This window comes from Nonomuraea salmonea (assembly GCF_042428605.1).
Taxonomy (GTDB): domain Bacteria; phylum Actinomycetota; class Actinomycetes; order Streptosporangiales; family Streptosporangiaceae; genus Nonomuraea; species Nonomuraea salmonea.
The window spans coordinates 359,594-384,927 of sequence record NZ_JBHMCF010000036.1 but is presented as its reverse complement, the minus strand read 5'-3'; the positions used below and the strand labels follow the sequence as shown (position 1 = coordinate 384,927).

The 25,334-nt window shown below is 70.5% G+C and carries 25 protein-coding genes and 1 rRNA gene; 19 read left to right on the top strand and 7 right to left on the bottom strand.

Features of this window, described 5'->3' with window-relative positions; genetic code table 11:
- Positions 1-131 precede the first annotated feature (131 nt).
- Positions 132-248, top strand: a 5S ribosomal RNA gene (gene rrf / locus ACFFR3_RS31425).
- Between the two features lie 299 nt (positions 249-547).
- On the opposite strand, the gene ACFFR3_RS31420 is transcribed toward rrf, so the two are convergent.
- Both ACFFR3_RS31420 and ACFFR3_RS31415 read right to left on the bottom strand, forming a co-directional pair.
- Positions 548-1,309, bottom strand: coding sequence for an SAM-dependent methyltransferase (locus ACFFR3_RS31420; RefSeq protein WP_379484304.1), 762 nt, complete (start codon positions 1,307-1,309; stop codon positions 548-550).
- An 80-nt stretch (positions 1,310-1,389) separates the two neighbouring features.
- Positions 1,390-2,958 carry a hypothetical protein gene (locus ACFFR3_RS31415; protein ID WP_345386197.1) on the bottom strand — a complete coding sequence of 523 codons (1,569 nt, stop codon included), beginning with the start codon at positions 2,956-2,958 and terminating at the stop codon, positions 1,390-1,392.
- Here ACFFR3_RS31415 and ACFFR3_RS31410 point away from each other — a divergent pair.
- Complete coding sequence (locus ACFFR3_RS31410; protein WP_379484303.1) at positions 2,863-3,999, top strand: hypothetical protein; 1,137 nt, start codon at positions 2,863-2,865, stop codon at positions 3,997-3,999. The two genes, ACFFR3_RS31415 and ACFFR3_RS31410, sit on opposite strands and share 96 nt — an antisense overlap.
- Positions 4,000-4,200: 201 nt before the next feature.
- Here the strand turns inward: ACFFR3_RS31410 and ACFFR3_RS31405 are convergent, their stop codons facing one another.
- Entirely contained in the window at positions 4,201-5,127 is a 927-nt protein-coding gene (locus ACFFR3_RS31405; protein WP_345386193.1) for an MBL fold metallo-hydrolase, read from the bottom strand.
- Between the two features lie 110 nt (positions 5,128-5,237).
- Between ACFFR3_RS31405 and ACFFR3_RS31400 the strand changes: the two genes are divergently transcribed.
- Both ACFFR3_RS31400 and ACFFR3_RS31395 read left to right on the top strand, forming a co-directional pair.
- Positions 5,238-5,651 carry a single-stranded DNA-binding protein gene (locus ACFFR3_RS31400; RefSeq protein ID WP_345386190.1) on the top strand — a complete coding sequence of 138 codons (414 nt, stop codon included), beginning with the start codon at positions 5,238-5,240 and terminating at the stop codon, positions 5,649-5,651.
- Positions 5,652-6,713: 1,062 nt separating this feature from the next.
- Positions 6,714-7,022 carry a hypothetical protein gene (locus ACFFR3_RS31395; protein ID WP_379484302.1) on the top strand — a complete coding sequence of 103 codons (309 nt, stop codon included), beginning with the start codon at positions 6,714-6,716 and terminating at the stop codon, positions 7,020-7,022.
- Positions 7,023-7,176: 154 nt separating this feature from the next.
- Here ACFFR3_RS31395 and ACFFR3_RS31390 read toward each other — a convergent pair whose 3' ends face one another.
- Positions 7,177-8,496, bottom strand: a complete 1,320-nt coding sequence (locus ACFFR3_RS31390; protein WP_379484301.1) for a DUF1015 family protein — start codon at positions 8,494-8,496, stop codon at positions 7,177-7,179.
- Positions 8,497-8,616: 120 nt separating this feature from the next.
- Between ACFFR3_RS31390 and ACFFR3_RS31385 the strand changes: the two genes are divergently transcribed.
- Both ACFFR3_RS31385 and ACFFR3_RS31380 read left to right on the top strand, forming a co-directional pair.
- Positions 8,617-9,039 carry a tetratricopeptide repeat protein gene (locus ACFFR3_RS31385; RefSeq protein WP_364381161.1) on the top strand — a complete coding sequence of 141 codons (423 nt, stop codon included), beginning with the start codon at positions 8,617-8,619 and terminating at the stop codon, positions 9,037-9,039.
- Between the two features lie 72 nt (positions 9,040-9,111).
- Positions 9,112-10,083: an HAD-IIA family hydrolase gene (locus tag ACFFR3_RS31380; RefSeq protein ID WP_379484300.1), complete on the top strand. Its 972-nt coding sequence runs from the start codon at positions 9,112-9,114 to the stop codon at positions 10,081-10,083.
- A gap of 205 nt (positions 10,084-10,288) precedes the next feature.
- On the opposite strand, the gene ACFFR3_RS31375 is transcribed toward ACFFR3_RS31380, so the two are convergent.
- The gene (locus ACFFR3_RS31375) at positions 10,289-10,636 is read right to left on the bottom strand and encodes an SCP2 sterol-binding domain-containing protein (RefSeq protein ID WP_355431882.1); all 348 of its coding nucleotides are present in this window, start codon (positions 10,634-10,636) and stop codon (positions 10,289-10,291) included.
- A gap of 126 nt (positions 10,637-10,762) precedes the next feature.
- Between ACFFR3_RS31375 and ACFFR3_RS31370 the strand changes: the two genes are divergently transcribed.
- From ACFFR3_RS31370 to ACFFR3_RS31310, 13 genes are all read left to right on the top strand, one after another.
- Positions 10,763-11,002, top strand: coding sequence for a hypothetical protein (locus ACFFR3_RS31370; RefSeq protein ID WP_345386186.1), 240 nt, complete (start codon positions 10,763-10,765; stop codon positions 11,000-11,002).
- Positions 10,999-11,811, top strand: a complete 813-nt coding sequence (locus ACFFR3_RS31365) for a TlyA family RNA methyltransferase (protein WP_379484299.1) — start codon at positions 10,999-11,001, stop codon at positions 11,809-11,811. Before ACFFR3_RS31370 ends, ACFFR3_RS31365 begins: the two co-directional genes overlap by 4 nt.
- Positions 11,808-12,707 (top strand): NAD kinase, encoded by a 900-nt coding sequence (locus ACFFR3_RS31360; RefSeq protein ID WP_345386184.1) that lies wholly within the window; start codon positions 11,808-11,810, stop codon positions 12,705-12,707. The genes ACFFR3_RS31365 and ACFFR3_RS31360 overlap by 4 nt, the downstream gene beginning before the upstream one ends.
- A 102-nt stretch (positions 12,708-12,809) precedes the next feature.
- Complete coding sequence (gene recN / locus ACFFR3_RS31355) at positions 12,810-14,519, top strand: DNA repair protein RecN (RefSeq protein ID WP_364381151.1); 1,710 nt, start codon at positions 12,810-12,812, stop codon at positions 14,517-14,519.
- Positions 14,520-14,592: 73 nt separating this feature from the next.
- A complete protein-coding gene (gene steA / locus ACFFR3_RS31350) occupies positions 14,593-15,789 on the top strand; it encodes a putative cytokinetic ring protein SteA (protein WP_345386182.1) in 1,197 nt (398 codons plus the stop codon).
- A complete protein-coding gene (locus ACFFR3_RS31345) occupies positions 15,786-16,763 on the top strand; it encodes a copper transporter (protein ID WP_364381145.1) in 978 nt (325 codons plus the stop codon). The genes steA and ACFFR3_RS31345 overlap by 4 nt, the downstream gene beginning before the upstream one ends.
- 1 nt (position 16,764) lies before the next feature.
- Positions 16,765-17,625, top strand: a complete 861-nt coding sequence (locus ACFFR3_RS31340; RefSeq protein WP_345386181.1) for a hypothetical protein — start codon at positions 16,765-16,767, stop codon at positions 17,623-17,625.
- Positions 17,626-17,698: 73 nt separating this feature from the next.
- Positions 17,699-19,294 (top strand): murein biosynthesis integral membrane protein MurJ, encoded by a 1,596-nt coding sequence (murJ, locus tag ACFFR3_RS31335; protein ID WP_379484298.1) that lies wholly within the window; start codon positions 17,699-17,701, stop codon positions 19,292-19,294.
- Between the two features lie 59 nt (positions 19,295-19,353).
- Complete coding sequence (locus ACFFR3_RS31330; protein WP_379484297.1) at positions 19,354-20,412, top strand: glycosyltransferase family 4 protein; 1,059 nt, start codon at positions 19,354-19,356, stop codon at positions 20,410-20,412.
- Between the two features lie 366 nt (positions 20,413-20,778).
- Positions 20,779-21,762 carry a TerC family protein gene (locus tag ACFFR3_RS31325; protein WP_364381133.1) on the top strand — a complete coding sequence of 328 codons (984 nt, stop codon included), beginning with the start codon at positions 20,779-20,781 and terminating at the stop codon, positions 21,760-21,762.
- A 138-nt stretch (positions 21,763-21,900) separates the two neighbouring features.
- Entirely contained in the window at positions 21,901-22,512 is a 612-nt protein-coding gene (locus ACFFR3_RS31320) for a phosphatidylserine decarboxylase (RefSeq protein ID WP_379484296.1), read from the top strand.
- Entirely contained in the window at positions 22,499-23,326 is an 828-nt protein-coding gene (gene pssA / locus ACFFR3_RS31315) for a CDP-diacylglycerol--serine O-phosphatidyltransferase (protein ID WP_364381129.1), read from the top strand. The genes ACFFR3_RS31320 and pssA overlap by 14 nt, the downstream gene beginning before the upstream one ends.
- 58 nt (positions 23,327-23,384) lie before the next feature.
- Positions 23,385-23,657, top strand: a complete 273-nt coding sequence (locus tag ACFFR3_RS31310; RefSeq protein WP_345386173.1) for a hypothetical protein — start codon at positions 23,385-23,387, stop codon at positions 23,655-23,657.
- A gap of 12 nt (positions 23,658-23,669) precedes the next feature.
- Here ACFFR3_RS31310 and ACFFR3_RS31305 read toward each other — a convergent pair whose 3' ends face one another.
- Both ACFFR3_RS31305 and ACFFR3_RS31300 read right to left on the bottom strand, forming a co-directional pair.
- Positions 23,670-24,326 carry an MBL fold metallo-hydrolase gene (locus ACFFR3_RS31305; RefSeq protein ID WP_345386171.1) on the bottom strand — a complete coding sequence of 219 codons (657 nt, stop codon included), beginning with the start codon at positions 24,324-24,326 and terminating at the stop codon, positions 23,670-23,672.
- Positions 24,323-25,135 (bottom strand): maleylpyruvate isomerase family mycothiol-dependent enzyme, encoded by an 813-nt coding sequence (locus ACFFR3_RS31300; protein ID WP_379484295.1) that lies wholly within the window; start codon positions 25,133-25,135, stop codon positions 24,323-24,325. Before ACFFR3_RS31300 ends, ACFFR3_RS31305 begins: the two co-directional genes overlap by 4 nt.
- Between the last annotated feature and the right edge of the window lie 199 nt (positions 25,136-25,334).

Below are 25,334 nucleotides of genomic sequence, written 5' to 3'. Positions count from 1 at the left end.
CGGTAACGTGTGGAGCTGACCGGTACTAATAGGCCGAGGACTTGACCACAAAGCAAACCCCCTTGGGGGGTGTCTTGCTCGCGTCCACTAGGCAATTCTGAGACAGCAAGCAGTGTGCTGTTTCGCAGGGTTGCGGCGGTTATGGCGGGAAGGAAACACCCGGTTACATTCCGAACCCGGAAGTTAAGCTTCCCAGCGCCGATGGTACTGCACTCGGGAGGGTGTGGGAGAGTAGGTCACCGCCGCACAAACTTTCAGAGAAAGGGTCTCAACACCAGGTTCTGGTGTTGGGGCCCTTTCCGCATGTCCGGACCCCCTTTTTTCTTCCGCATGCCCCGGGGTCTTTGGGGGCTGAGGTCTTTTCGGGTGGTGTCGGCGGAGGCATCACATGATCGTCCCGATGCACATAGCGTGCCGTCAGAAGGGCGTCCGGCTCAGTCTTCATATACCGATCTTGGACGCCCTTCGCGTGTGCCTGCAGACGATCAGCGATTTTCACATCAACGCTCTAGGCCCCGGTCGGTATTCGGTCGGGGCCTTTTTGCGTTCAGGTGGGGTTTTCGTCTGTGGGGAGAGGGCGGAGGACGAAGACGCCCCAGCCGAGGTAGTGGCGGCCATACTCCAGGTGGGAGCGGCGGGAGCGGGTCAGGAAGTCGCGCATTGCCGGGACGTCCGGGTCGTCGGGGTTGTCGCGGAGCCAGTCGCTGACCGCCCACCATTGCGGGGCCACGTAACGATCCCAGCTGTCAGGGTCGGCCAGGACCATTTCCAGGAGTTCGAAGCCGGCCTCTTCGGCGCGGTCGGCCGTACCGATCAATGAGGTGAACTCGTCCGCGCCGATCTGCAGAGCGGCGCGAGCCTCGGGCGGCGGGGGAGAGGTCCAGTAGCAGTCGCCCACCAGCACGATGCCGCCAGGGCGCAACGAGCGGCGCATCAGGGACAGCGTGCCCTGGAGGCCGCCGCCGATCCAGGTGGCGCCGATGCAGGACACGACGTCGTACGAGTTGGGAACGTCCATGTACGTACTCGCGTCGGCCTCCACGAAGTTGACCCGGTCGGCGACAGACAGTTCTTCCGCGCGGTTTTTGGCGGCGTCGAGAAACACCTTGCTGATGTCGACGCCCAGGCCCTCGATTGCGTATTCGGCCGCCCAGCGGGAAAGGAGTTCGCCCTTTCCGCAGGCCAGGTCGAGGATGCGGGTGCCGGGGGTGAAACCGCAGATCTCGCCGAGCAGGCGGAGTTTGTCGTCCGTCAGGGGGTTCAGAATTTGGTTGCGGGATCCAGCGATTTCGTGGAAGCGCAGTGACATGCCGAGCAGTCTCGCTGACGGTGTGCTCGCGAGCCACTCATTATCGGATTGCGGCAGGCTCGTGGACGTTCCGAGGCTTGCTAGGCTGGGAGGACACCGGGCCACCCCAGGGGTGGCCTTCGTCGCGTAAGGCCCGCAGGCGGGCGGCGACCAGCCACGGTGGACCGTCGTTGAGAGTCCGCTGGGTGAGCCAACGAAATGGACCAGAAGTGAACAGAGATAACGGATCGGACGGCGGACAGCGCGAGCGCGGCGACTACGGGGACAGGCGCTCCGGCGGAGGGGGCAGAAGCGGCGGGTACGGATCCCGCGGGCGTGACTCCGGCGGCGACCGTCCGTTCCGTTCCGACGACAGGTCGCGCTACGGCAACCGCGGTGACCGTGGGCCGAGGCGCGACGACTCCCGAGACGACCGCGGTGGACGCCGCGACGGCGACGATCGTCGTTCCTACCAGGACCGTGATGATCGGGGTCCGCGTCGTGAGTACGGGTCCCGGGATGACCGCGGTCCTCGCCGCGAGGGCGGGTTCCGCGACGATCGTGGTCCTCGGCGTGAAGGGGACGATCGTCGTTCCTACCGGGATCGGGATGATCGTGGGCCGCGTCGTGAGGGTGGTTACCGGGATGACCGGGGTCCGCGTCGCGAAGATGGCAGCCGGGATGATCGGGGTCCGCGCCGTGAGGGTGGGTTCCGGGATGATCGGGGTCCGCGCCGTGAGGGTGGGTTCCGGGATGATCGGGGTCCGCGTCGTGAGTACGGGTCCCGGGACGATCGAGGTCCTCGCCGTGAGGGTGGGTTCCGGGATGACCGGGGTCCGCGTCGGGATGATCGTGGTCCTCGGCGTGAAGGGGAAGATCGTCGTCCCTTCCGGGATCGGGATGATCGTGGGCCGCGCCGCGAGGGCGGTTACGGGGATCGGCGTGAGGGCGGTTACTCGCCGCGTCGTGAGGGTGGCTTCCGGGATGATCGGGGGCCGCGCCGTGAAGGCGGCTACCGCGATGACCGTGGTCCTCGCCGTGAGGGTGGTTACCGGGATGACCGTGGTCCGCGTCGCGAAGGTGGGTTCCGGGATGATCGGGGTCCGCGTCGCGAAGGTGGGTTCCGTGATGATCGGGGTCCTCGCCGTGAGGGTGGGTTCCGGGATGACCGGGGTCCGCGTCGGGATGATCGTGGTCCTCGGCGTGAAGGGGAAGATCGTCGTCCCTTCCGGGATCGGGATGATCGTGGGCCGCGTCGCGAGGGCGGTTACGGGGATCGGCGTGAGGGCGGGTTCCGAGATGATCGCGGTCCTCGGCGTGAAGGGGACGATCGTCGTCCCTCCCGGGACCGGGACGATCGTGGGCCGCGTCGCGAGGGCGGCTACGGCGGCCGGCGCGAAGGTGGTTACGGCGACCGCCGCGAAGGCCCGCAGCGTGACCGAGGACGTGGCGACTCCCGTCCGTTCTCGCGTGACAGCCGTCGTGACGACGGCCCCGCAGGCACTCGCGCCCGCTACGGCAGGAGCGACCGCGACGCCGCCCCTGAGGCGCCGCAGCGGGAGAGGCTGCCCGAGGTGGCGCCCGACATCACCGTCGACGAGCTCGACAAGGAGGTGCTGGAGGAGCTGGGTTCGCTCCCCGGCGACCTCGCCGACCTGGTCGGACGGCACCTCGTCGCGGCCGAGCGGGCCCTCGAGGAGGACGACCCCGACAGGGCGCACGAGCACACCAAGGTGGCGCGCCGGTTCGCGGCGCGCATCGGCGTCGTACGCGAGGCGGCGGGCATCGTCGCCTATCGTGCCGGGCACTACTCCGAGGCGCTGAGCGACCTGCGGGCGGCCAGGAGGATGACGGGGTCGGAGGCGTACCTGCCGGTCATGGCCGACTGCGAGCGCGGTCTCGGTCGTCCCGAGCGGGCCATCGACCTCGTACGCTCCCCTGAAGCCGAACGCCTCGACCGGGCCGGGCGCATCGAGCTGACCATCGTCGAGTCCGGCGCCCGCCGTGACCTCGGCCAGCACGACGCCGCGGTCATCACGCTGCAGCGGCTGCCCGAGCTGCGTGACCCGCAGCCGCGGCCGTGGTCGGCACGGCTGGCGTTCGCATACGCGGACGCACTGGCCGAAGCCGGGCACCAGGAGGCGGCGACCGACTGGTTCGGGCGGGCGATGGCGTTCGACGAGGACGGCGAGACGGACGCGGCCGAGCGGTACGCGGAGCTGACCGGGTCCGTCATCGAGGACGTCGAAGAGGACTACGACTACGAGGACGACTTCGACGACGCCGGCGCCGTCGAGACCGGGACCGCTGCGGAGGCGGACGAGGACACGGACGACGACGCGGCGCTCGCCGAGGCCGGTGACCTGCTGGGTGCGGAGGCCGTGGCCGAGGAGGGCGCGGAGGACGTACCGGAGGAGACCGTGTTCGAGGCTCCTGAAGCGGTCGGATCGGCTGAGGTCGAAGAGGACTCCGTGAATGAGGACTCTGGAGATGAGGACTCCGGAGACGAGGACGACTCCGCGGTCGGCGAGGTCGCCGGAAGCGGCGAGGACTCAGCCGCCTCGGCCGCCTCGGGCTCCGAGGCGGGCGGTGAGCCTGAGCCTGTGGTTGAGGCTAAGGCCGGTGAGGTGCCCGGCATCACGCCGGCGTTCATCGAGCCCCACTTCGATGAGGAGCCGGGCAAGGAGAAGCCGGGCAAGTCGGACGACTGACCGGCACTGCCGCTGACATAGGTGCGGCGGGCGCGCGCGTTATCGCGTGTGCCCGCCGCACGTCTGTTTCGGCGCTTAGCAGCCCGTTCACCTGCTGCGCCGCTACTTGGGACATACCGGCGCGGGCCGGGGGCTGGTTCGGACGCACCGCTGGCCCTCCCAGGGGCCGTCCCTGATCTGCGTGCGTGTGGCGAGGGAGCGTCAGGGTGAGACGCGGTTGAGCCAGTGCAGGATTCCCGCCACGTTGGACGGCGCCCCGCTCAGCAGCTCGAACTGCTCGGCTCGTTCCTCATCGGACGTCAGCGCGGTGTAGCGCTCCTTCGTCCGGTCCCTGACCATGGCGACGGCATGGTCGAGGTCCATGCCCTCGGAATGGGCCTGCCGCGTCAGGTCCACCCATACCCGGAGCTCTTCGGCAGACCGTTCAAGTGTCTCCTTGACGGCGTCGACCGGCCCGTAGTGGCTGAACAGCAGCCGTTGCGGCTCAAGGGCCTCGAACAGCGCGATCGAGTCGAGTGCCGTCTGCAGGTCGAAGTCCGGGGGCGGGGTGGCGGGGCGCAGATCGCCCGTTTCCGGCAGGTAGACGCCGGCCGCGTCGCCGACGTACAGGTCGCCGGTGGCCGAGTCGACCAGGCCCACGTGGTGTTTGGCGTGACCGGGGGAGTAGTGGCTGCTCAGCGTACGTCCGTTGCCCAGGTCGATGGCGCCGGTGTCGCCGAGGGCGACGATGCGTTCGGCCTCGGTGGGGGACAGCTCGCCGAAGAGCGTGTCGAGCTTGTCGCCCCAAACCATGCGCGCGCTGGCCATCAGCCGCGAGGGCTCAGCGAGGTGACGTGCGCCCTTCTCGTGGACGACGACCTGCGCGGACGGGAAGAACCTGGCGATGTCGCCCACCCCGCCGGCGTGGTCGAGGTGGATGTGGGTGACGACGACCGTGGCGAGGTCCTCGGGTCCGACGCCGAGCGAGGCGATCGCGTCGCGCACCACGGGCGCCGAGGTCGACGTACCCGTTTCCACCAGGCACGGCCGGTCGCTCATGATGAGATAACCGGCCGTGATGCCGGAGTATCCGGCCATCTTGGTGTCGATCTCATAGACGTCGCCGCCCAGCGCGGTGATGTTGTCCACAGGCACTCCCGATCGTCCAGCCGCTGTCCCCAGAACGGCATTCCAGCCGATCCGGCCTCCTCCACATCGTAGAGAGTGATCTCCACCAGAGCACCGATAGGAGGACGACCGTGGACCGAAACGAAGTCTTGCTGGTGGGGAGGCTGTCAGGGCCGGTCGAGGAGCACCCCTTGCCGAGCGGCGACACGGCGACGAAGTGGCGCATCATCGTCCGCCGCCGCCGAAGCCGCCGGGGTGCGGCCCTGACCGACAGCATTCCGTGCGTCACGTTCGACCCGGAGACGGCTGCGGTGGTCCGCGCCCTCAAGCCCCGCGACTACGTCGAGGTGACGGGGTCGTTCCGCTGCCGCGTCTTCGGGCCGTCGGCGGCCAAGATCTGGCGGTACGAGGTGGAGGTGAGCGGTGCCAAACCGTACGAGGCCGACCTCCCTGCCCCGGGTTCCGGACCCGAGGACGACACCGACGGAAGCCAGGTGGCGACCCTGATCCCCCGGCAGGTGCAGTACTTGGCCCCCACAGGCTGACCGTGCGCCTGACGGGCGCAGCCGAACAACCACATCGGGCATACCGCCCACAACCCGCCGTCCGCCGTCCGCCGTCCGCCGTCCGCCGTCCGCGGTTCGGGGTTCGCGGTTCGCGGTTCGCGCTCATCGGTTCGCGTCCTGGCGCCTCGGCGGCGGGGCGGTGCGGGGCGGCGGGGCTGCTCGGCGGCGGAGGCTGGGCGATAGGCGGTGGTGAGGGCTCGCGGGGGACCGTTCGCTTGACAGGGGCATGCGAACGGCCGCAGCGGGCACCCCACTCGCTGCCCGCTGCCCGATTCCTGCTGCCTGCTGCCTGCTGCTCGTGCCCCCGCTCGCTGCCTGCCCTGTACGAGCCTGCGCTCGTTGCCCGCTCCAGTTGCTTGCTGCTTCGGCGGCGAGGCTGGGGTCCTGAGGGCTGCGGACGGCCACGCCGTTGGCGGCGGAGGCTGGGCCGTCTTGTGGCGGCGAGGGCTGGGCGGGAGGTCAACTGCTTCTCATCAGAGTCCCTTGTGGACGCCTCTAGGCGCGTTCAGGAGCGCCTCTTGGCCTTGCTGGCTTAACTGGGTCCGAAGGCTTGCCGGTTGAGGGTTCCTGGGGCTCTACGGCTGCGGGTTTGGCACGTACCGCGACGGCTTAGCTACGACGGAGGCCGGGAGTGATCGATTGAAGGGGACGTGGAATGTGGGCTCTGGGGGCGGATCCTGCGATTGAGACTGTTGTGGGTGGGGTGGTGGCTGGTGTTTGTATTCGTGGCTTAGGTCGGGGTGGCGGCAGAGACGTCGTGCGGGAGTGAATTGACGGTTGTTGGTTTTGTGTGTTGGTTGCTGGGGGCAAGGTGGAAAGTTGCGGTGGTGGCCGGGGGGTGTTTTTCTCTACCGGCAAGTGAGGGCAGGGTGGGACTCATCCCGTCATTTCTCCTGGTCAGGCGGATCGGCGGGGAGAAGGAATCACACCGGAGCTGTAGATCGACACCACGTTCGCGTCCGTCTGCTGTCACCATAGGCCGCAGTTAGCAGGCCCGGCAGTCCTGCCTGGCCACGGCACTATCGCAACAGGGTAGGTCGGATGGACGTAGAGGTAGAGATCACCATCCTCAAGCAGCGCCTCGAGGTGCTGGAGGCCGCGGCGTCCGCTGGTGCGGACGAGGTCGCGACATCGGGTGATGCCGGCGCTCCTGTCGTTGTCCAGTTCTCTCAGGAAGTGGCCGACGAGCTGGAGGCCCTCAACGTGGAGATCACCGGGCTCCGCTGGCATATGAGGGACTACCACGCGTCCAGCCAGGCCCAGCTCCAGCAGCAGCTCGACGATCTCCGTATCGGTATGTGTCTGCTCGACTGCAAACTCGATGAGTTGCTCAAGAGGAGCACGGCTTAGGGGGAGCAAGGCCGGAGTAAGTGGGTAGGGGCTTCGCAGTTCTCTGCGAAGCCCCTTTTCATTCCCTTGGCGGACTGACGACCCCAGTAGCCATACCAGGCGAGGCGGCGACCGCATATCTCTGCTCCGGCATGGCCGGCGCCCCGGGTTGTTGTCAGTCGATGGCGAAGGTGCGGAGGAGCAGGCCGGTGCGGGGTTTGGGGCCGAAGGAGGTGGATTTGCGGGGGACGCGTTCGCCTGCTGCGGCGACGGTCAAGACGTCCTCTACCGCCAGGGGGTTCAGCAGAACCGCGGTGCCGCCCGTGCGGGTGGCCAGGTCGGTGGCCGCTTGGGCGTCGTGGTGGACGATGCGTACGTCCTGGTCGCTGTCGTGCATGCCCCACACCAACGGGAGGATGAACTCCGTGAGGATCGAGGTGTTGAGGGTGTTCCAGCGGTCGGAGTGGTCGGCGGGCATGGCGCGGGCCAGCTGTACGGGATCGGGGTTGGTGAGCAGGTGGGCGCTGTGCGCGTCGGCCAGCAGGAAGGCGGGCTCGGCGGCCTCCTGGAGTGCGGCGAGGCCGTCGGACAGGGTCTCGTAGTCCTGGACCCGCCAGGCGCCCTTGGCCTTGGCGGTGGCCTCGGCGAGGGGGAGTCCGGGGATGACGCGGTGGATGGCCTTGAGGTCGGGCGGGTACGCGCCGGAGTCCACCAGCAGGGCGAGGCCGAAGTCCCAGGGGCCGGCGGCGGGCGCCTCGCGGGTTGCGCGTTCCTGCCGCTGGAGTACGCGGTACGTCGCGTACCGGTGGTGGCCGTCGGCGATGAGGGCCTGTCGGGGGTGGAGGTCGGCGTTGACGGCGGCTATTTCGGACTCGTCGGTGATGGCCCACAGGCGGTGGGTGAGTCCGTCCTCGGTGTGCGCGGTGACCAGGGGGCGGCGGGTCGTCGCGACCTCGTCCACCAGGCCGGTGGCGGTGCCGCCGGAGCCGTCGTACAGGAGGAAGATCGGCTCCAGGTTGGCCTGCGTCGTGCTCATGAGGGCCAAGCGGTCGGCGATGGGACCGGGCATGACGTCCTCGTGCGGCAGGATGACGCGCTGGGCGGGGTCGGCGAGTGCGACGTCGCCGATGAGGCCGCGCTGCAGAACGCCGGGGCCGCTCTGCTCGTAGACGTAGAGGGCGGGCTGCGCGTCGGCGACCAGGACGCCCGACTCGAGCCAGGCGCGCAGGGTCTCCCTGGCGTCGGCGTACCGGCCGGGTGACGGCTGGGACGCCGCTGCGTTGGTGGTGTTTGAGGAGTCGGCTGAAGGCGGACAGGGAAGGATGAGACGGACGACGTTGTTCGGGTGAGAGTCAAGGAGGACCTCGACGTCGGCGTCGGAGATCAGGTCGTACGGCGGGGAGGTCACCTTGGCGGGATCCTCGACAGCGAAACGTACGCCGCGGAAGGGCCGTAGCGCCAGTCCACCTGGTATCGGCAGTTCAGGAGTCCCCATACCGGGCATGCTGCCATAAATGCCTGTGCCTTCCGAAAACCGGCCCATCGATGGCAGTCGTGCCCGTACCGCGGCGCAGCGGAGCGGGGTCGCCGTACAGCGATGAAGGAGTTCTCACCCATGGCTCACGAGGGAAACGGACATGACGAGAAACCGGGTGCTCCCAGGGGTGGTGTTTACGACTGGTACCAGCGCGGGGTCAAGCTGCTGAAGGAGGGCAGCCCCGCGGCCGCGGCGGCGTTGCTGGAACGCGCCGCCGAGGCGGAGCCCGAGTCGCGCAGCATCCTGGAGGCGCTGGCGCGGGCCCAGTTCAACTCGCGGCAGTACGCCGAGGCCGCGGCGCGGTTCCGGCAGATCGTGGACGCCAACCCGACCGAGGACTATGCCTACTTCGGCCTGGGATTGGCGTTGTGGCGGACGGGGGACGTGGAAGGCGCCCAGGAACCGCTGGCTATCGCGGTGGCCATGCGGCCCGACGACAGGAATTACGTGAAGGCGTTGCGGAGCGTGCGTGCGACCTTGAAGGCCCGCAGGGAGATGTGACCGCCCGCGGGGCCGGTGGGAGGGCGGCGCTAGAGTCGCACGCGGCGTGACAGGCGAACGGGAAGAGGCGCTGTGCTGATCGACGGCTTTGACACCCTGCTGCTCGACCTCGACGGCGTGGTCTATCTGGGCAGGCAGGCGATCCCCGGCGCCGGCGAGGCGCTGCAGGAGGCGCGGGCGCGCGGGGCGCGGCTCGCGTACGTCACCAACAACGCCTCACGCACCCCCTCCGCGATCGCCGCCCACCTGCGCGCGCTCGGGGCGCCCGCCACCGCGGCCGACGTCGTGACCTCGGCGCAGGCCGCCGCCCGGCTGGTGGCCGAGCGGGCTGCGCCCGGCGCGAACGTGCTCGTCGTCGGCGGTTCCGGGCTGCGGCTGGCCGTACGCGACCGCGGGCTCAGGCCGGTCTCGACCGCTGCGGAGTCGCCGGTGGCGGTGGTGCAGGGGTTCACGTACGAGCTGTCGTACGGTCTGATCGCCGAAGGGGCGCTGGCGGTGCGGCAGGGAGCGCTGTTCGTGGCCTCCAACAGCGACAGCACGCTGCCGAGCCCGCGCGGCGAGCTGCCGGGCAACGGCGCGCTGGTACGCGTGATCGCCACGGCCACCGGAGTCGAGCCCATCTACGCCGGCAAGCCGGACCCGCCGCTGCACCGCGAGTCGATGATCAGGACGAACGCGCGGCGTCCCCTGGTCGTGGGCGACCGGCTCGACACCGACATCGAGGGGGCCACCAACGCGGGGGTCGAGAGCCTGCTCGTGCTGACCGGGGTCGCGACGCCGGCCGACGTGTTGACGGCCGAGCCCCGCCACCGGCCGACGTACGTGGGCGAGGACCTGCGGGCGCTGCTGGAGCCCTATCCCGAGGTACGCGACGGCGCCTGCGGCGGCTGGCGGGCCCGGTGGGAGGACGGGGCCCTGCGCCTGGAAGGGGGCGGCAGCAGGATCGACGGACTGCGCGCGGCCTGCGACGCCGCCTGGGCGGCCGCCGGCGAGGGCCGCCTGGAGGAGGACGCCGTGAAGCCCGCTCTCGACCGGCTCACGTAACAGGAGGAAAGGGGCTGGACGGGAAGAAAGGGGCCGGGCGCCCCGAGGAGGACGCCGGATCCGGCACATGCCTGATCAGCTGGGTCGGTGGGTGGAGGGTGCGGGTTCGGCACACGCCTGATCGGCCGGGTCGGTGGGTGGAGGGTGCGGGTTCGGCACACGCCTGATCGCCTGGCGGGCCGGTGGAGGGTGTCCTTGAGCGGGGTCAGAGGAGGCGGCGCAGGCGCAGCAAGTCGCCGAAGCTGGCGTCGACCTTCACCCGGCCCCCGAGCAGCGCCCGCGCCAGGTCGAGCTCCCCGTCCACCAGCGCCACCAGGTCATCGCTCACGATCGTGAGTTTGACGTCGGCGGGCTTGCCGTCGGCCGGCGGCGACTCCGCGAACGGGTCGAGCCCTCCGTGATGCAGCCGGCCGTAGAACGTCACGTCGAGGTCGGACACCCGGCAGCTGACCGTACGCTCGACCACGTGCTTGGCGCGATCCGCCTCATCGATCTCGTCGAACTGGGTGACGAGCTTGGCCAGTGCCGCCCGGCACTCCTCGACGCTTGCCATGGTGCGTATCCTTTCATCCCTTTGCGGACGGTAGCGTTCCACATCAGTAGCACCCCCGTACGAGCTTCAACGAGTGACACGCCTGCCAAGGTCCCGGCCGCTCGCGGGAGGCGTTACGGTCGAGTCATGAGTGAGCTGCCGGAGGAGAGCGGCGACGCGCGGGTCGACGCCATCGTGGCGGGCCTCGCCCGGCTGGGCGAGCTGCCCGTGGCCGAGCACGTCGCGGTCTTCGACGAGGCGTTCTCGGGGCTGGAGAGCACGCTGGCCGCCGTGGAAGAGCACGTGGAAGAGCACGTGGACGAGCCGGCCGGGCCGAGCTTTCCTCGACCGCCCGTCCCCGGACCGCCCGCCGTGGGACGCCCGTGAGCCGCAGGATCCGCCTCGACAGCGAGCTGGTCCGCCGCGGCATGGCCAGATCGCGTGAGCAGGCCGTCCAGCTGATCGAGGCGGGGCGGGTCAGCGTCGGCGGCCAGCGGGCGCGCAAGCCCGCCACCCAGGTCGACACGGCCGCCGCCATCGTCGTGGCAGCCTCGGACGAGGGCCCCGACTACGTTTCGCGCGGAGCGCACAAGCTGCTCGGCGCGCTCGGCGCGTTCACCGCCTTGAAGGTGGAGGGGCGCCGCTGCCTCGACGCGGGCGCCTCCACCGGCGGGTTCACCGACGTGCTGCTGCGCCACGGCGCGGCCCACGTGCTGGCGGTCGACGTCGGCTACGGCCAGCTCGCCTGGTCGCTGCGCTCCGACGAGCGGGTGACGGTCATGGAGCGGGTGAACGTCCGCGACCTCACCCCCGAGATGGTCGGCGAGCCGCCCACGCTGGTGGTCGGCGACCTGTCGTTCATCTCGCTGCGGCTGGTGCTGCCCGCGCTCGCCGCGGTCGCCGCCCCTGAGGCCGACTTCGTCATGCTGGTGAAGCCGCAGTTCGAGGTGGGCAAGGAGCGCGTGGGGGCGGGCGGCGTCGTCCGCGATCCCGAGCTGCGGGCCGGCGCGGTGCGCGATGCCGCGGTCAAGGCGCTGGAGCTGGGGCTGAGCGTGCGCGGCGTGACGGCGAGCCCGCTGCCGGGCCCGTCGGGGAATGTGGAATACCTGCTCTGGCTGGGCAAGGGGCAGGGCGAGCCGGGGGTCGCCGACCTCGAGGCCGAGATCCAGCGTGCCGTCGCGGAAGGGCCGCAATGAATCGCACCGTGCTGGTCGCCGTGCACACCGGGCGCGACGCCGCCATCGACAGTGCCCGGCTGGTCATCAACCGGCTGGTCGAGGCCGGCATCACGGTCAGGGTGCTCGACACCGAGGCCGCCGAGCTGGGCTGCGGCGGCATCGAGGCGGTGCCGGGCGACCCCGGCGCGGCCAAGGACGCCGAAGTGATGATCGTGCTGGGCGGCGACGGTTCGCTGCTGCGCGCCGCCGAGCTGGCCAAGCCGGCGGGCACGCCGCTGCTCGGCGTCAACCTCGGGCACGTCGGGTTCCTCGCCGAGGCGGAGGTCGCCGACCTGGCCGCCGCCGTCGACAGCGTCGTGGCGGGCCGCTACGACGTCGAGGAGCGCATGACGATCGACGTTCTCGCCAGGCAGAACGGCCGTGTGCTCGCCGACACCTGGGCGCTCAACGAGATCACCGTCGAGAAGCAGGAACGCATGCTGGAGGTGGTCGCCGAGATCGACGGCCGCCCGCTGTCGCGCTGGGGCTGCGACGGCGTGATCTGCGCCACCCCGACCGGCTCCACCGCTTACGCCTTCTCCGCCGGCGGGCCGGTCGTCTGGCCGGAGGTCGAGGCGCTTCTCATGGTGCCCATCAGCGCCCACGCGCTGTTCGCCAAGCCGCTGGTCGTCTCGCCGCGCTCGACGCTGGCCGTGGAGATTCTGCCCGACACCCCGGGGGGCGTCATGTGGTGTGACGGGCGCCGCAAGTTCGAGGTGCCGTCGGGCACCCGCATCGAGGTGCGCAGGGGCGCCGAGCCCGTACGACTGGCCCGCCTGCACGGCGTCGAGAGCACCGGCGCCCCCTTCACCGACCGGCTGGTCGCCAAGTTCGAACTGCCCGTCCAGGGGTGGCGCGGAAGGGCGCGACCCTGAGTGAATGGAGTACGGAGCGCGTAGGATCACGTGGTCAGGACGATCGACCGCGGACAGCGGCGTCAGACACGGCAGAGACACGGCAGTGAACGGGAGTGGGCAGTGCGACCCAGGGTCGAGGAGGTCCGCATCCAGGGGCTCGGCGTCATCGACGAGGCCGTGCTCGAGCTTTCGCCTGGCTTCAACGTGGTCACCGGCGAGACCGGCGCGGGCAAGACGATGGTCGTGACCGGGCTCGGGCTGCTGTTCGGCGGCCGGGCCGATCCCGCGCGGGTGCGGCCGGGCGCCGATCGCGCGAGCGTGGAGGGCACCCTGGTCATCGAGCCAGGCGGGCGAGTCGCGCAGCAGGTCGAGGACATCGGGGGCGAGATCGAGGACGGCGAGCTGATCATCTCGCGCACCGTCTCGGCCGAGGGCAGGTCCAGGGCCTGGCTCGGCGGGCGCACGGTGCCGGTGGGCACGCTGACGTACCTCGCCGACGACCTGGTGGCGGTGCACGGGCAGATGGACCAGCAACGGTTGCTGCAGCCGGCCAGGCAGCGCGCCGCGCTCGACCGCTACGCCGGTGACGAGCTGGTCAAGCCGCTACGGGCGTACACGCAGGCGTACAAACGGCACAAGCAGGTCGCCGCGCAGCTGGAGGAGCTGACGACCAGGGCGCGCGAGCGGGCGCAGGAGGCCGACCTGCTGCGCTTCGGCCTGGAGGAGGTCGAGAAGGTCGATCCCAAGCCGGGCGAGGACGACGAGCTGCGCGGCGAGGAGGAGCGGCTCTCCCACGCCGACGCGCTGCGCAGCGCCGCGACGACCGCCCACACCGCGCTGCTCGGCGACCCGATGGAGGCCGCGGGCGGGGCTCGCGACGTGATCTCGCTGCTGGGGGAGGCGCGGGCGGCCGTGGAGGCCGTACGCGACTTCGACAGCCAGCTCGCGGGCATGGCCGACCGGCTGGCCGAGGCCGGCTACCTGATCTCCGACGTGGCCACCGACCTCGCGGCCTACGCGGAGTCCGTCGAGGCCGACCCGGCGCGGCTGGCGGCGGTGCAGGAGCGGCGTTCCGTCCTGTCCAGTCTGATCAGGAAGTACGCCGCCGACAGCTCGGGCGTCCTGGCGTGGGCCCAGGAGGCCGCCGCCCGCCTGGGCGAGCTGGAGGGCGACGACGAGCGCATCGACGAGCTGACCCGCGAACACGACGAGCTGACCGTCCGGCTCACCGAGCTGGCCGACCGGCTGACCAAGGTGCGCGAGTCCGCGGCGGAGCGGTTCGGCAAGGCGGTCACGGAAGAGCTGACCGCGCTCGCCATGCCGCACGCCAGGGTCGTGGTCGAGCTCACCCAGAGCGCGGAGTTCGGGCCCGAGGGCCGCGACGAGGTGGAGCTGCGGATGGCCGCCCATCCCGCCGCGCCGCCGCTGCCGCTCACCAAGGGCGCGTCCGGCGGTGAGCTGAGCCGTGTGATGCTGGCCATCGAGGTGGTGTTCGCGGGCGCCGACCCGGTGCCGACGTTCGTGTTCGACGAGGTCGACGCGGGGGTCGGCGGGAAGGCCGCGGTCGAGATCGGCCGCCGGCTGGCCAGGCTCGCCCGCACCGCGCAGGTGATCGTGGTCACCCACCTGCCGCAGGTCGCCGCCTTCGCCGACCAGCACCTCGTGGTGGAGAAGGCGAGCGACGGCAGCATCGTGCGCAGCGGCGTGGTGACGCTCGATCATGAAGGACGTGTACGCGAACTGTCGCGCATGCTGGCCGGCATGGAGGACTCCGAGCTGGGCAGAGCCCACGCTGAGGAGTTGCTCGGCCTGGCCGCGGCGGACAGGTGATGCTGGGTGACATAGCGGACACGCCGCGTCATGCGTGGCCCCCGCGCTGTTTCACTCTGGCAGGATGGTCTTGATGAAGGTTCCGGGAAGCAAGAGGCCGGGCCTCCGTGGCAGGAAGGTCGGCGACCTTCCCGGTATAACGGCAGTGGCGAGGATCGACCGGCGCACCAAGAGGCTGACAAAACGCCTCCAGCCCGGGGAAATCGCGATCATCGACCACGTCGACGTTGACCGGGTCAGCGCGGAGGCGCTTGTCGCGTGCGGTGCTTCCGCCGTGGTCAACGTCGCGAGCGGCATCAGCGGCCGCTACCCCAACCTGGGGCCGCAGATCCTGCTCGAAGCCGGTGTCCCGTTCATCGACAACGCCAACCAGGAGCTGTTCGAGCGGGTCAAGGACGGCGATCTCGTACGCGTCTGCGACGGTGTCGTCTACCTCGACGACGACGTGGTGGGCAAGGGCGAGGAGCAGACTTCCGAGACGGTCGAGGCCGCCATGGCCGAGGCCCGCGCCGGGCTGTCGGTGCAGATCGAGGCCTTCGCCGTCAACACCATGGAATACGTGCGCGGTGAGGGCAAGCTCCTCATCGACGGGGTCGGCGTGCCCGAGATCCGCACGTCCATGGAGGGCCGGCACGTCCTCATCGTGGTGCGCGGCTACCACTACAAAGAGGACATCGCAACCCTCCGCCCCTACATCCGCGAATACCGTCCCGTCCTCGTCGGCGTCGACGGCGGCGCCGACGCGCTGCTGGAGGCCGGCTACCTCCCCGACGTCATCGTGGGCGACTTCGACTCCGTCTCCACCAAGGCCCTGACCTGCGGCGCCGAGCTGGTCGTGCATGCCTACCGCGACGGCAGGGCGCCCGGGCTCGAGCGCGTGCACCAGCTCGGCAGGGAGGCGGTGATCTTCCCCGCCACCGGCACCAGCGAAGACATCGCCATGCTGCTGGCCGACGACAAGGGCGCCGAGCTGATCGTCGCCGTCGGCACCCACGGCACGCTGGAGGAGTTCCTCGACAAGGGCCGCTCCGGCATGGCCAGCACCTTCCTCACCCGTCTCATCATCGGCAGCAAGCTCATCGACGCCAAGGGCGTCAGCAGGCTCTACCGCAGTCGCATCACCACCTCGCAACTGCTCCTGCTGGTGATCACCGCGCTGATCACCATGGGGCTCGCGCTCTTCCTGTCGCCGCTCGGCCAGACCTGGCTGAACGGTCTTCAGGACGTCTGGAACGCGTTCATCTTCTGGCTGGTCGGACTCTTCTCGTGATCGATTTTCGCTACCACCTCGTCTCCATCGTCGCCATCTTCCTGGCGCTCGCGGTCGGCATCGTGCTCGGCACCACGCTGCTGCAGGAACCGGCGGTGAAGTCCGCCCAGGAGCTCACCGCGCAGCTCACCAAGACGAAGGAGGAGCTGCGCGCCCAGATCGACACGCTGCAGGGCCGCGAGGCCGGCAACGACGCCTTCATCAGCGCCGTGACGCCCGAGCTCGTCGCCGGCGACCTGGCCGGCCAGCGCGTGCTGCTGATCGAGACGCCGGGCTCCAACACCGCCTGGCGCGAGGCCGCCCAGCAGGTGCTCGACCAGGCGGGCGCGGAGGTCACCGGGCGCGTGACGTTCACCGAGAAGTTCCTCGACCCCAAGGGCACCGGCGTGCTCGACGGCCTGGTCAACCAGCTCAAGCCGGTCAACATGGTCTTCCCCGAGACCGCCACGAGCTGGGGCAGGGCCGCCGCGCTGCTCGGCGCCTCCCTGGTCACCAACGACACCGCCCAGGCCGGCACGCCCAACACCACCACCGCCGACGTCGTCGGCGCGTTCGAGGCGGGCGGGCTGCTCACCGTCGACGGCGACCCCGCCAAGCGGGCCACGCTCGCCGTCATGTTCGCGCCCGAGCGGCCGTACGAAGGGGGGAGCGCCGAGACCCAGGCGGGCGCGCTCGTCTCCGTGGCCGACGGCTTCGACGCGGCGAGCAAGGGCACGGTGCTGGCCGGCATCGCCGCCACCACGGTCACCCCAGGAGACGTCATCACCGCCCTGCGCGACGAGGGCGAGGTCTCCAAGCGGGTCACCGGCGTCGATACGGCCGACATGCCGCTCGGGCCGGTCGCGATCGTCTACTCTCTGCAGGAGCAGCTGTCCGGGCGGGCCGGCCAATACGGCAACGGCAAGGGCGCATCCGGCCCCATCCCCGCCGAGGCGGCCCCCACCCCATCCCCCACCACCGAGTCAGGGAGCTGACATGCCCAGCCGGGCCCGTGGCCTGCTCTACGCGCTGGCCGGCGCCACCATCGGCGCCGTGGCCGCCCGCATCGCCTACTCCGCCTTCACCCGCGACAAGCCCGCCGACCTGAGCGGCCGCTGGACCAGGAAGAACCACCGCGGCGAGCCCATCACGCTGCTCGAAGGCCCCGCGTTCGTGGCCGGCGCCGGCGCCGCCGCCGCGTTCACGCCCGGCCTCACGCCGCGCGTGCGCGCCGCCGCGCTGCTCGCGGGCGCCGGCAGCGGCGCGCTCGGCGCGTACGACGACCTCTACGGCACCACGTCCTCCAAGGGCTTCAAGGGTCACCTGAGCGCGCTGGCCCGCGGTGAGGTCACCAGCGGCGCCGTCAAGATCCTCGGCATCGGCGCCACCGGGCTCGGCGCCGCCGCCCTCGTCTCCCAGGGCCCCGCCGACACCCTGGTCAACGGCGCCGCCATCGCCGGCTCCGCCAACCTCGCCAACCTCTTCGACCTGCGTCCCGGCCGCGCCTTCAAGGTCGGCCTGCTGACCGGCGGGCCGCTGCTGGCCGCCGCGCTCTTCCGCGACCAGCCCGCCGCGGGTGCGCTGGCCGCCGTTCCGCTGGGGGCCGCCGCCGCGCTGCTGCCCGACGACCTCGGCGAGCGCGCCATGCTCGGCGACGCGGGCGCCAACGCCCTGGGCGCGCTGCTCGGCCTCGCCGCCGTCACCAAGCTCGGCAGGCCGGGCCGCTACGCGCTGCTCGGCACCGTCGTGGCGCTGACGGCCGCCGCCGAGAAGGTCAGCTTCACCAAGGTCATCGCCGGCAACCCGGTGCTCAACCGCATCGACATGCTGGGCCGCCGCCCCGTCGACCCCATCTGACGCCGCTGTTGTCGGTACGGCCTGCCAGGATGTTCGCGTACGGTTGGTCGGCTGCGCGTTCGGGGGAGGCCGGGTGGGTGCGGTGACGGCGAGGGGCGTCGCGGGCGGCGCGATGCTCATCGGGGCGATCACCGTGCTGGCGCGGGTCGCCGGGTTCGCCAAGCAATACGCCTTCGCCCAGACCGTCGGCACCAACTGCCTGGCCACCGCCTACATGACGGCCAACCAGATCCCCAACATCGTCTTCGAGGTCGTCGTCGGCGGCGCTCTGGCGGGCATGGTGGTGCCGGTGCTGGCCGGGGTGTCGCGCGAGCGGGCCGGCCTCATCGGGTCGGCGCTGCTGACCTGGGTGGTCGTGGTGCTCGTCCCCGTCGGGGTGCTCACGGCGGTGCTCGCCGGGCCCGTCATGGGGCTGTTCCTCGGCGGTGACATTGAGGGGTGCGCCGATCTGTCCGCGATGGGGGAGATCGGCACCCGCATGCTGGTCGTCTTCGCCCCCCAGATCCCGCTCTACGGCGTGGCCGTGGTGCTCTACGGCGTGCTCCAGGCCAATGACCGTTTCGCGGGGCCCGCCGTCGCGCCTCTGGTGTCGAGCATCGTGGTCATCGTGGCGTACCTGCTGTTCGTGCCGTTCAGCGGTGGGCACCGCGACCTCGAAGGGCTGCCGATGGCGGGCGAGCTGGCGCTGTCGGTGGGCACGAGCCTCGGCGTGCTGTCGCTGGTGCTGACCGTGATCGGGCCCGTCGGGCGGCTGGGGCTGCGGTGGCGGCCCACTTTACGGTTCCCCGACGGGGTGGCCGGGCGGGTGCGCACGCTGGCGCTCGCGGGCATCGCGGCGCTGCTGGCGCAGCAGGCGGCCATGATCGTGGTGCTGCTGCTGGCCAACAAGGTCGTCGGCGGCGGGGCCATCGCGGCGTACAACTACGCGTGGGCGATCTACCTGGTGCCGTACGCCGTGCTGGCCGTGCCCATCGCCACCAGCGCGTTCCCCCGGCTGTCTGCGCAGGCCGGCGAGCCCGTGGCCTTCGCGGCGCTCGCGGCGCGCACCACCAGGGCCGTCGTGCTGGTGTCAGGGCTGGCGGCCGGCGTGCTGGCGGCGGCGTCGGGGCCCGGTGCCGTGGTGTTCCTCGCCGACAAGAGCGACGTGCCCGCCGGTGAGCTGGCGGCGGCCATCGCGCTGTTCGCGCCCGGCCTCGTCGGCTACGGGCTCATCGCCCACCTCAGCCGCGTCCTCTACGCGGCCGGCCAGGGCCGCGCGGTCGCCACCGGCACCGTCGCCGGATGGCTCGTCGTCATGGTGGCCCAGACCGTGCTCGTGCTCGTGGTGCCTCCCGAGTGGGGCATCGGGGCGATGGCGCTCGGCATGAGCATCGGCATGAGCGTGGGTGGCGGCTTGCTGCTGGCGTCCGTCGTACGGACGCGGGGCGGCGCGGCGGCGGCCGGTCTGCCCCGCGCGCTGGGGGCCGCGGTGGCCGGAGGGGTGGCCGGGTTCCTCGCGGGGGCCGGGGTCGTCGGTCTGCTGGGGGCCGTGTCCCTCTGGGCGAACGTGGGGGTCGCCGTGCTGGGCGCGGTGGTGGCGCTGGCGGTCGGGGGTGCGGTCGTGGCCCTGGTGGACCGGCCTGACGCCGCCTCGGTGGCCGGTCTGCTGCGCCGCGGCGGAGCCGGGTGAGGTCGGGCCGGAGTGAGGTCGGGCCGGAGTGAGGTCGGGCCGGAGTGAGGGAGGCTGGCGTGCGGGTGGCTTTTGTGCTGGGGACCACGTCGGGTGGTACCGGGCGGCACGTTCTGATGCTGGTGGAGGGGCTCGTGCGGCGGGGGCACCAGGTGCTGGTGGTCGGGCCGCGCAGCGTTGAGGAGCGGTTCTCGTTCGGGGCGGCGGGGGCGCGGTTCGTCGAGGTGGCCGTTTCCGATCGGCCCCATCCCCTGAACGATCTGCGTGCGGTGCTCGCCGTCCGGCGGCTGACCAAGGGCGCCGACGTCGTGCACGCCCATGGTCTGCGGGCCGGGGCCCTGGCCGCCTTGGGAAGCCCTGCCCGCGGGCCCGTTGTGACGTTGCACAACGCGCTGACCGCCGGTGGGTTCGTGGGGCTGGTCTATGGCGTGCTGGAGCGGATCGTCGCGCGTCGGGGCGGGCACGTGCTGGTGGTCTCGCCCGATCTCGGTGAGCGGATGACCGCGCTGGGCGCCAGGGACGTGCGGCCTGCGCTGGTGGCCGCGCCCGTGCCGGCGCCGGCCAAGCGGACACCTCAGGAGATCAGGGACGAACTCGGCGCCGGCGAGCGTCCGATCCTGCTCACCGTCGCTCGGCTGGCTCAGCAGAAGGGGCTGGAGACGCTGCTCGATGTGGCGGCCGGGCCGTGGGAGGGTGACCCGCTCTTCGTGGTGGCGGGTGAGGGGCCGTTGCGCGGGGAGTTGCAGCGGCGGATCGACGCGGAGGACCTGCCCGTACGGCTGCTGGGCAACCGGGATGACGTGGCCGACCTGATGCGTGCCGCCACGGTTCTGGTGATGCCGAGCCGGTGGGAGGGGCAGCCGCTCACCCTCAGGGAGGCGCTGATGACCGGCACCCCGGCCGTCGCCTCCGAGGTCGGCGGCATCCCGGAGATCCTGGGGGACGCGGGGATCCTGGTGCCGTACGGGGACGTGGCCGGCTTCCGCGCGGCCGTGCGACGGCTGCTCGCCGCACCCGAGGACGCGCGGGCGCTGGCCGAGGCGGCGCGGCGGCGCGGCGACGAGATGCCCGATGGCGACGACGCGGTGGAGAGCGTGCTCGCGGTCTACGAGGCGTGAGTCGGCGGGCCCAAGGGGGAGTTACGGTCTGTTGGCGTGAATCCGGGGGCTCGCCAAGGGCGGTCGTTCACCGATCGTGAATCCGCGGGCGCCCAGAGGGCGGTGGTTCACCGATCGTGAGGTCGCGGGTGTGAGGGGAAGCCGTGGTCTACGGAGGGTGAGGGGGCTTGGTTGAGGGGGAGGATGATTAGGTGCGGTCGAGGGGTTCTCGTATACTGCGTGGGTTAGGGAGGGGAGTATCCCTTCGCGACAGCCTCGTCATCACGGTGCAGCCCCACTCCACGGGGCCCCCGGGGCTGCCGGTCCGCAGGTGAGCGCGGGCGGGAGAGACCTCCGGCAATGAAGCGTGCATGCCGGAGGGTCTGAGTGACTGAACCTTTGTGGGCCTGGATCGCCGTGATCGGCGGTCTGCTGTTGGTCATCGCCATCGACCTGTGGATCGTCGACCGTGGAGAAGCACGTGAGTTCTCCATGCGCCAGGCGGGCTACTGGGTCTCTTTCTATGTCTTCCTCGCCGTGTTGTTCGGGGTGCTGCTGTGGTTCACCTCCGGCCCCGACAGAGCCGGTGAGTTCTTCGCGGGTTACATCACCGAATACAGCTTGAGCGTCGACAACCTGTTCATCTTCTTCATCATCATGAGCCGGTTCGCGGTGCCGAAGGCGTACCAGCACAAGGTGCTGCTCGTCGGCATCCTGCTGGCGCTGGTGATGCGCGGCCTCTTCATCGCGCTCGGCGCGGCCGCGCTCGAGCGTTTCAGCTGGCTGTTCTACGTGTTCGGCGCCTTCCTCGTCTACACGGCGGTCAACATCGTCCGCCAGCACCTCAAGGGCGAGGAAGAGGAGTTCAACGAGAACGTCCTGCTGCGGTGGGTGCGCAGGGCGTTCCCCACCACCGAGGGCTACGTCGGCTCCAAGGTCACCGTCAAGATCGACGGCAGGCGCATGGTCACCCCCATGCTCATCGTGATGGTCGCGATCGGCACCACCGACCTGCTGTTCGCGCTCGACTCGATTCCGGCCATCTTCGGGCTCACCAAAGACCCCTTCATCGTCTTCACCGCCAACGCGTTTGCCCTGATGGGCCTGCGTCAGCTCTACTTCCTGCTGGGCGGCCTGCTGCAGCGCCTCGTCTACATCAGCTACGGTTTGGCGTTCATCCTGGGGTTCATCGGGGTTAAGCTCGTATTGGAGGCGTTGCACTCCAGCCATGTCTCCTGGGCGCCCGAAATTCCCATCTGGGTGTCGCTCTCGGTCATCGGCACCACCATGGTCATCACCACTGTGGCCAGCCTGATCAAAGCTCGCATCGACGCGCGCAAGGGCGAGGAGACGCATCCGGAGCAGGTCTAGCGAAATGGGCTTCGAGGCGCTTTGCTTGTGTAGTTATGCCGTGTCATAGTTGCTGGTTCTGTAACATCACGGCAAAGCGCCCAGTCCAGTCACCACCAAAGGTTGTACGTGTCCGACGATTCTGCTAAGCCGAGCCGCATGAGGCTCGCGCGCGGGGTCTCCCCGTGGCTCCTCCCGACGGCCGCCGCGGCGGCCGCCACCGCTCTGCTGACGCGCCGAGACCGGCGATGGGCGCTTGCGGCGGTGCCGCTGAGCGCGCTCACCGGGGGCATGCTCTGGTTCTTCCGAGACCCGGACCGCACAATCGGCGAGGGCCGCATCCTGTCACCCGCCGACGGCGTGGTGCAGAGCATCGACCCGTGGCCCGACGGCCGCACCAGGGTCGCGATCTTCATGAACCCGCTGAACGTGCACGTCAACCGTGCCCCTCTTGCGGGAAATGCCACCTCCGTGCAGCATGTGGCAGGTGGGTTCCTGCCGGCGTTCAACAAGGACAGCGACCAGAACGAGCGTGTGGTGTGGCATTTCGAGACCACGCTGGGCGACATCGAGATGGTGCAGATCGCGGGCGCCGTGGCGCGCAGGATCGTGCCGTACCTGAGTGACGGCGCGAAGGTCGAGCAGGGTGAGCGGATCGGGCTGATCAGGTTGGGATCCCGGGTCGACATCTACCTTCCCGAAGGGATTTCTCCCGCGGTGTCCGTGGGCGACAAGACGGTTGCGGGGGTGACCAGAATTGACCACGGCTGACGCCAGTAGCTGGCGAACGGAAGAGGAAGAACCTCGCGGTCCCGTCGGCAAGGCGTTCCGCCTGTCCGCCGCCGACTCCCTGTCGCTGGGCAACGCCGTCTGCGGGTTCCTCGCGGTGTGCGTGCTGGCCTATTCCGCCATCCAGCAGCTGCAGGTCGACGGCGGCCGGTTCACGCCCGCGCCGAGCTACTTCGCCACCGCCATCGTGCTGCTGCTCATCGGCGCCACCTGCGACCTGTTCGACGGGCTCGTGGCGCGCCGCTTCCGTGCCTCCGCGATGGGGGCCGAGCTCGACAACCTCGCCGACGTCATCAGCTTCGGCTTCGCGCCGGCGTTCATGGTCGTCATCTGGGGCATCGGCGTGCCGGAGAGCGTGCCCTTCACCGCCGTGCTCGCCGCCGCGGCGGCCGTGCTGGTCGCCGGCGTCGTCCGCCTGGCCAGATTCGCCTGCGTCAAGACCAAGAGCGGCGACTTCATGGGGCTGCCCATCCCGATGGGCGCCATGACCGTGATCTCCATCGTGCTGCTGTTCCAGCCGAGCATCTGGTCGCTGCTGGCCGTGCTCGGGGTGGCGTGGCTGATGGTCAGCCGCATCGAGTACCCCAAGCCGAAGGGGCAGCTCGCCGCCGTCGTGCTGGGCTGGATCATGGTGAACGTGGCGTTCCTGACGGTCTGGGTGGCCTGGCCCGAGGGCGGCGACATGCCGATCAAGATCGGGGCCACCATGCAGATCGCGCTCGTCGCGGCCATCCCGCTGCGGGTGCTGTTCTACAAGCGCGAGCAGCGTAAGGAAGCCGCTCGTCTGAGCCGCTGACCGGCCTTCGATGAGCAACTGACGGGATTTTTCGTCTTATTTCGGCTTTGATGGAGCCATGTCGGCCACGCCGCGCGAGCACACGCGTACGTACTACCTCGGCAAGCTGGCGACGGAGCTGGAACAACGCGGGCTGACCGCCCTGCTGCGGTCGGACCCGCCCGCGTTGCGCATCAGCCACCCCGACGCGGCCCTGATGGCCGAGACCGTGGACTGCGCCGCCCTGTCGGAGGGCTGGTTCTACCGGTGGTCGTGGGGCGAGCTCGTCGGGCTCGCCGACGATCCCGCCCTGGCGGCCGAGCGCATCGCCCACGTGCTCGCCACCCGCTGACCACCCCCCCTGTTACCAGCCCCTGGCCTTCCACTCCGGGAGGGCCGGGCGCTCGGCGCCGAGCGTCGTGTCCTTGCCGTGGCCCGGGTAGACCCAGGTCTCGTCGGGCAGGCGGTCGAAGATGCGCTCGACGACATCGGTGAAGAGCTGGTTGAACCGCTCGGGGTCCTTCTGGGTGTTGCCCACGCCGCCGGGGAACAGCGAGTCGCCGGTGAACAGGTGGTGGCCCTCGGGGCCGGCGTCGTACAGCAGGGCGATCGAGCCGGGTGTGTGGCCGCGCAGGTGGATGACCTCCAGCGTGACCTCGCCGAACGTGATCGTGTCGCCGTGCTCGACCGTGCGGTCGGCCGGGAGGGGGAGCGCGGGCGCGTCGAGCGGATGGGCGATCACCTGGGCGCCGGTCACCTTCGTCACCTGCTCGAGCGCCTGCCAGTGGTCGCCGTGCTGGTGGGTGGTGATGACCGCGCCGACGGGCCGGTCGCCCATGAGGGCCAGCAGCCGGTCGGACTCGGCGGCGGCGTCGATGAGCACCGACTCGCCGGTCGCGGTGCAGCGCAGCAGATAGGCGTTGTTGTCGAACGGGCCTACGGCGAGCTTGGAGATCGTCAGCGCGGGCAGCTCGCGTACGTCGGCGGGGCCGCCGACCTGGACGTCACCGGTATAGGTCATGGGTAGTCCTCTGGGGGTGTCGTGGGCAGATCAGCGGGGGCCGGCATCGTCAGCCACGGCGGCGGATCGGGAAGACCCGCACCGACATCGCCACCGACTTCTCCGCGTCCGGGAGTGGACGATCGCCCCACGGGCACCAGACTAACCCCCTCGCCACGCGACCTGCCGGTGAGCCAGGCCAGCATGTCGTGCGGCGCGCCGCGGACGGCAGGACCGTCGCCGAGCCCGTGCGTGGCGGTGATCCGGCCGTCCTCGACGAGCTCGATCCGGCCCACCGCCTTGTGGTCGCGGGGCCAGGTGGCCAGGCAGTCGTGCAGCTCCCGGCGTACGAAGGGGGCGGGCCAGTCGCCGGGGGTGTGACCGGCGGCCAGGTCGACGTGGTGGAAGCCGATCTCGCGCAGCCGGCGGACGAGCAGGTACCAGGCGGGGTGCGGCGGCGGGCGCATGCCCTCCACCTGCGCCGGCCAGGCGTACGCGGGCAGGTCACGCACGGCGGCGGCCAGGCGGGCGGCGCCGTCCTCCAGCTCGGCGAGGTGGCGGGCCACGGGATGGGTGGCGGCGGCCTCGATCGCGGCGGACCTGGCGGCGAACGAGGCGTACTGAGGGGTGCGGACGCCGGTTCGCGCCCAGGTCAGCAGGTTGAGGTGGGAATCGGCGTTCTGGGCGAGGTGGGCGAGCACGTGGCCCCTGGTCCAGTCCGGCAGGAGCGAGGGGGCGGCGAGGTCGGCGTCGGAGAGGGACGCGGCCGTGGCCAGCAGCCGGTTGGTGGCCACGGCCAGCTCGGCCTGCAACGCGGGTAGGACGCTCATGTACGGATATTTCACCATCTGCGGCAGCCGAATCGAGGAGGGCATAAAACCGCAGGTCAGCGAGTTGACATTCCAAGGGGTCCTCCCCTGCCGGGAGATGGCCGTAACCTGGGAGAGACGGATTTTCGGGGGCCGTGGATCGGGCCGCCGAAATTGTCGGAGCCGCCGTCTACCATCCCCCGTGGACCTATCCGCCTTT

Coding starts and splice junctions, on each gene's coding strand:
- ACFFR3_RS31420 (WP_379484304.1), bottom strand. CDS start 1,309: ATGTCACTGCGCTTCCACGAAATCGCTGGATCCCGCAACCAAATTCTG.
- ACFFR3_RS31395 (WP_379484302.1), top strand. CDS start 6,714: ATGGACGTAGAGGTAGAGATCACCATCCTCAAGCAGCGCCTCGAGGTG.
- ACFFR3_RS31390 (WP_379484301.1), bottom strand. CDS start 8,496: ATGGGGACTCCTGAACTGCCGATACCAGGTGGACTGGCGCTACGGCCC.
- ACFFR3_RS31385 (WP_364381161.1), top strand. CDS start 8,617: ATGGCTCACGAGGGAAACGGACATGACGAGAAACCGGGTGCTCCCAGG.
- ACFFR3_RS31375 (WP_355431882.1), bottom strand. CDS start 10,636: ATGGCAAGCGTCGAGGAGTGCCGGGCGGCACTGGCCAAGCTCGTCACC.
- ACFFR3_RS31370 (WP_345386186.1), top strand. CDS start 10,763: ATGAGTGAGCTGCCGGAGGAGAGCGGCGACGCGCGGGTCGACGCCATC.
- ACFFR3_RS31360 (WP_345386184.1), top strand. CDS start 11,808: ATGAATCGCACCGTGCTGGTCGCCGTGCACACCGGGCGCGACGCCGCC.
- steA (WP_345386182.1), top strand. CDS start 14,593: ATGAAGGTTCCGGGAAGCAAGAGGCCGGGCCTCCGTGGCAGGAAGGTC.
- ACFFR3_RS31340 (WP_345386181.1), top strand. CDS start 16,765: ATGCCCAGCCGGGCCCGTGGCCTGCTCTACGCGCTGGCCGGCGCCACC.
- ACFFR3_RS31320 (WP_379484296.1), top strand. CDS start 21,901: ATGAGGCTCGCGCGCGGGGTCTCCCCGTGGCTCCTCCCGACGGCCGCC.
- ACFFR3_RS31310 (WP_345386173.1), top strand. CDS start 23,385: ATGTCGGCCACGCCGCGCGAGCACACGCGTACGTACTACCTCGGCAAG.
- ACFFR3_RS31305 (WP_345386171.1), bottom strand. CDS start 24,326: ATGACCTATACCGGTGACGTCCAGGTCGGCGGCCCCGCCGACGTACGC.
- ACFFR3_RS31300 (WP_379484295.1), bottom strand. CDS start 25,135: ATGAGCGTCCTACCCGCGTTGCAGGCCGAGCTGGCCGTGGCCACCAAC.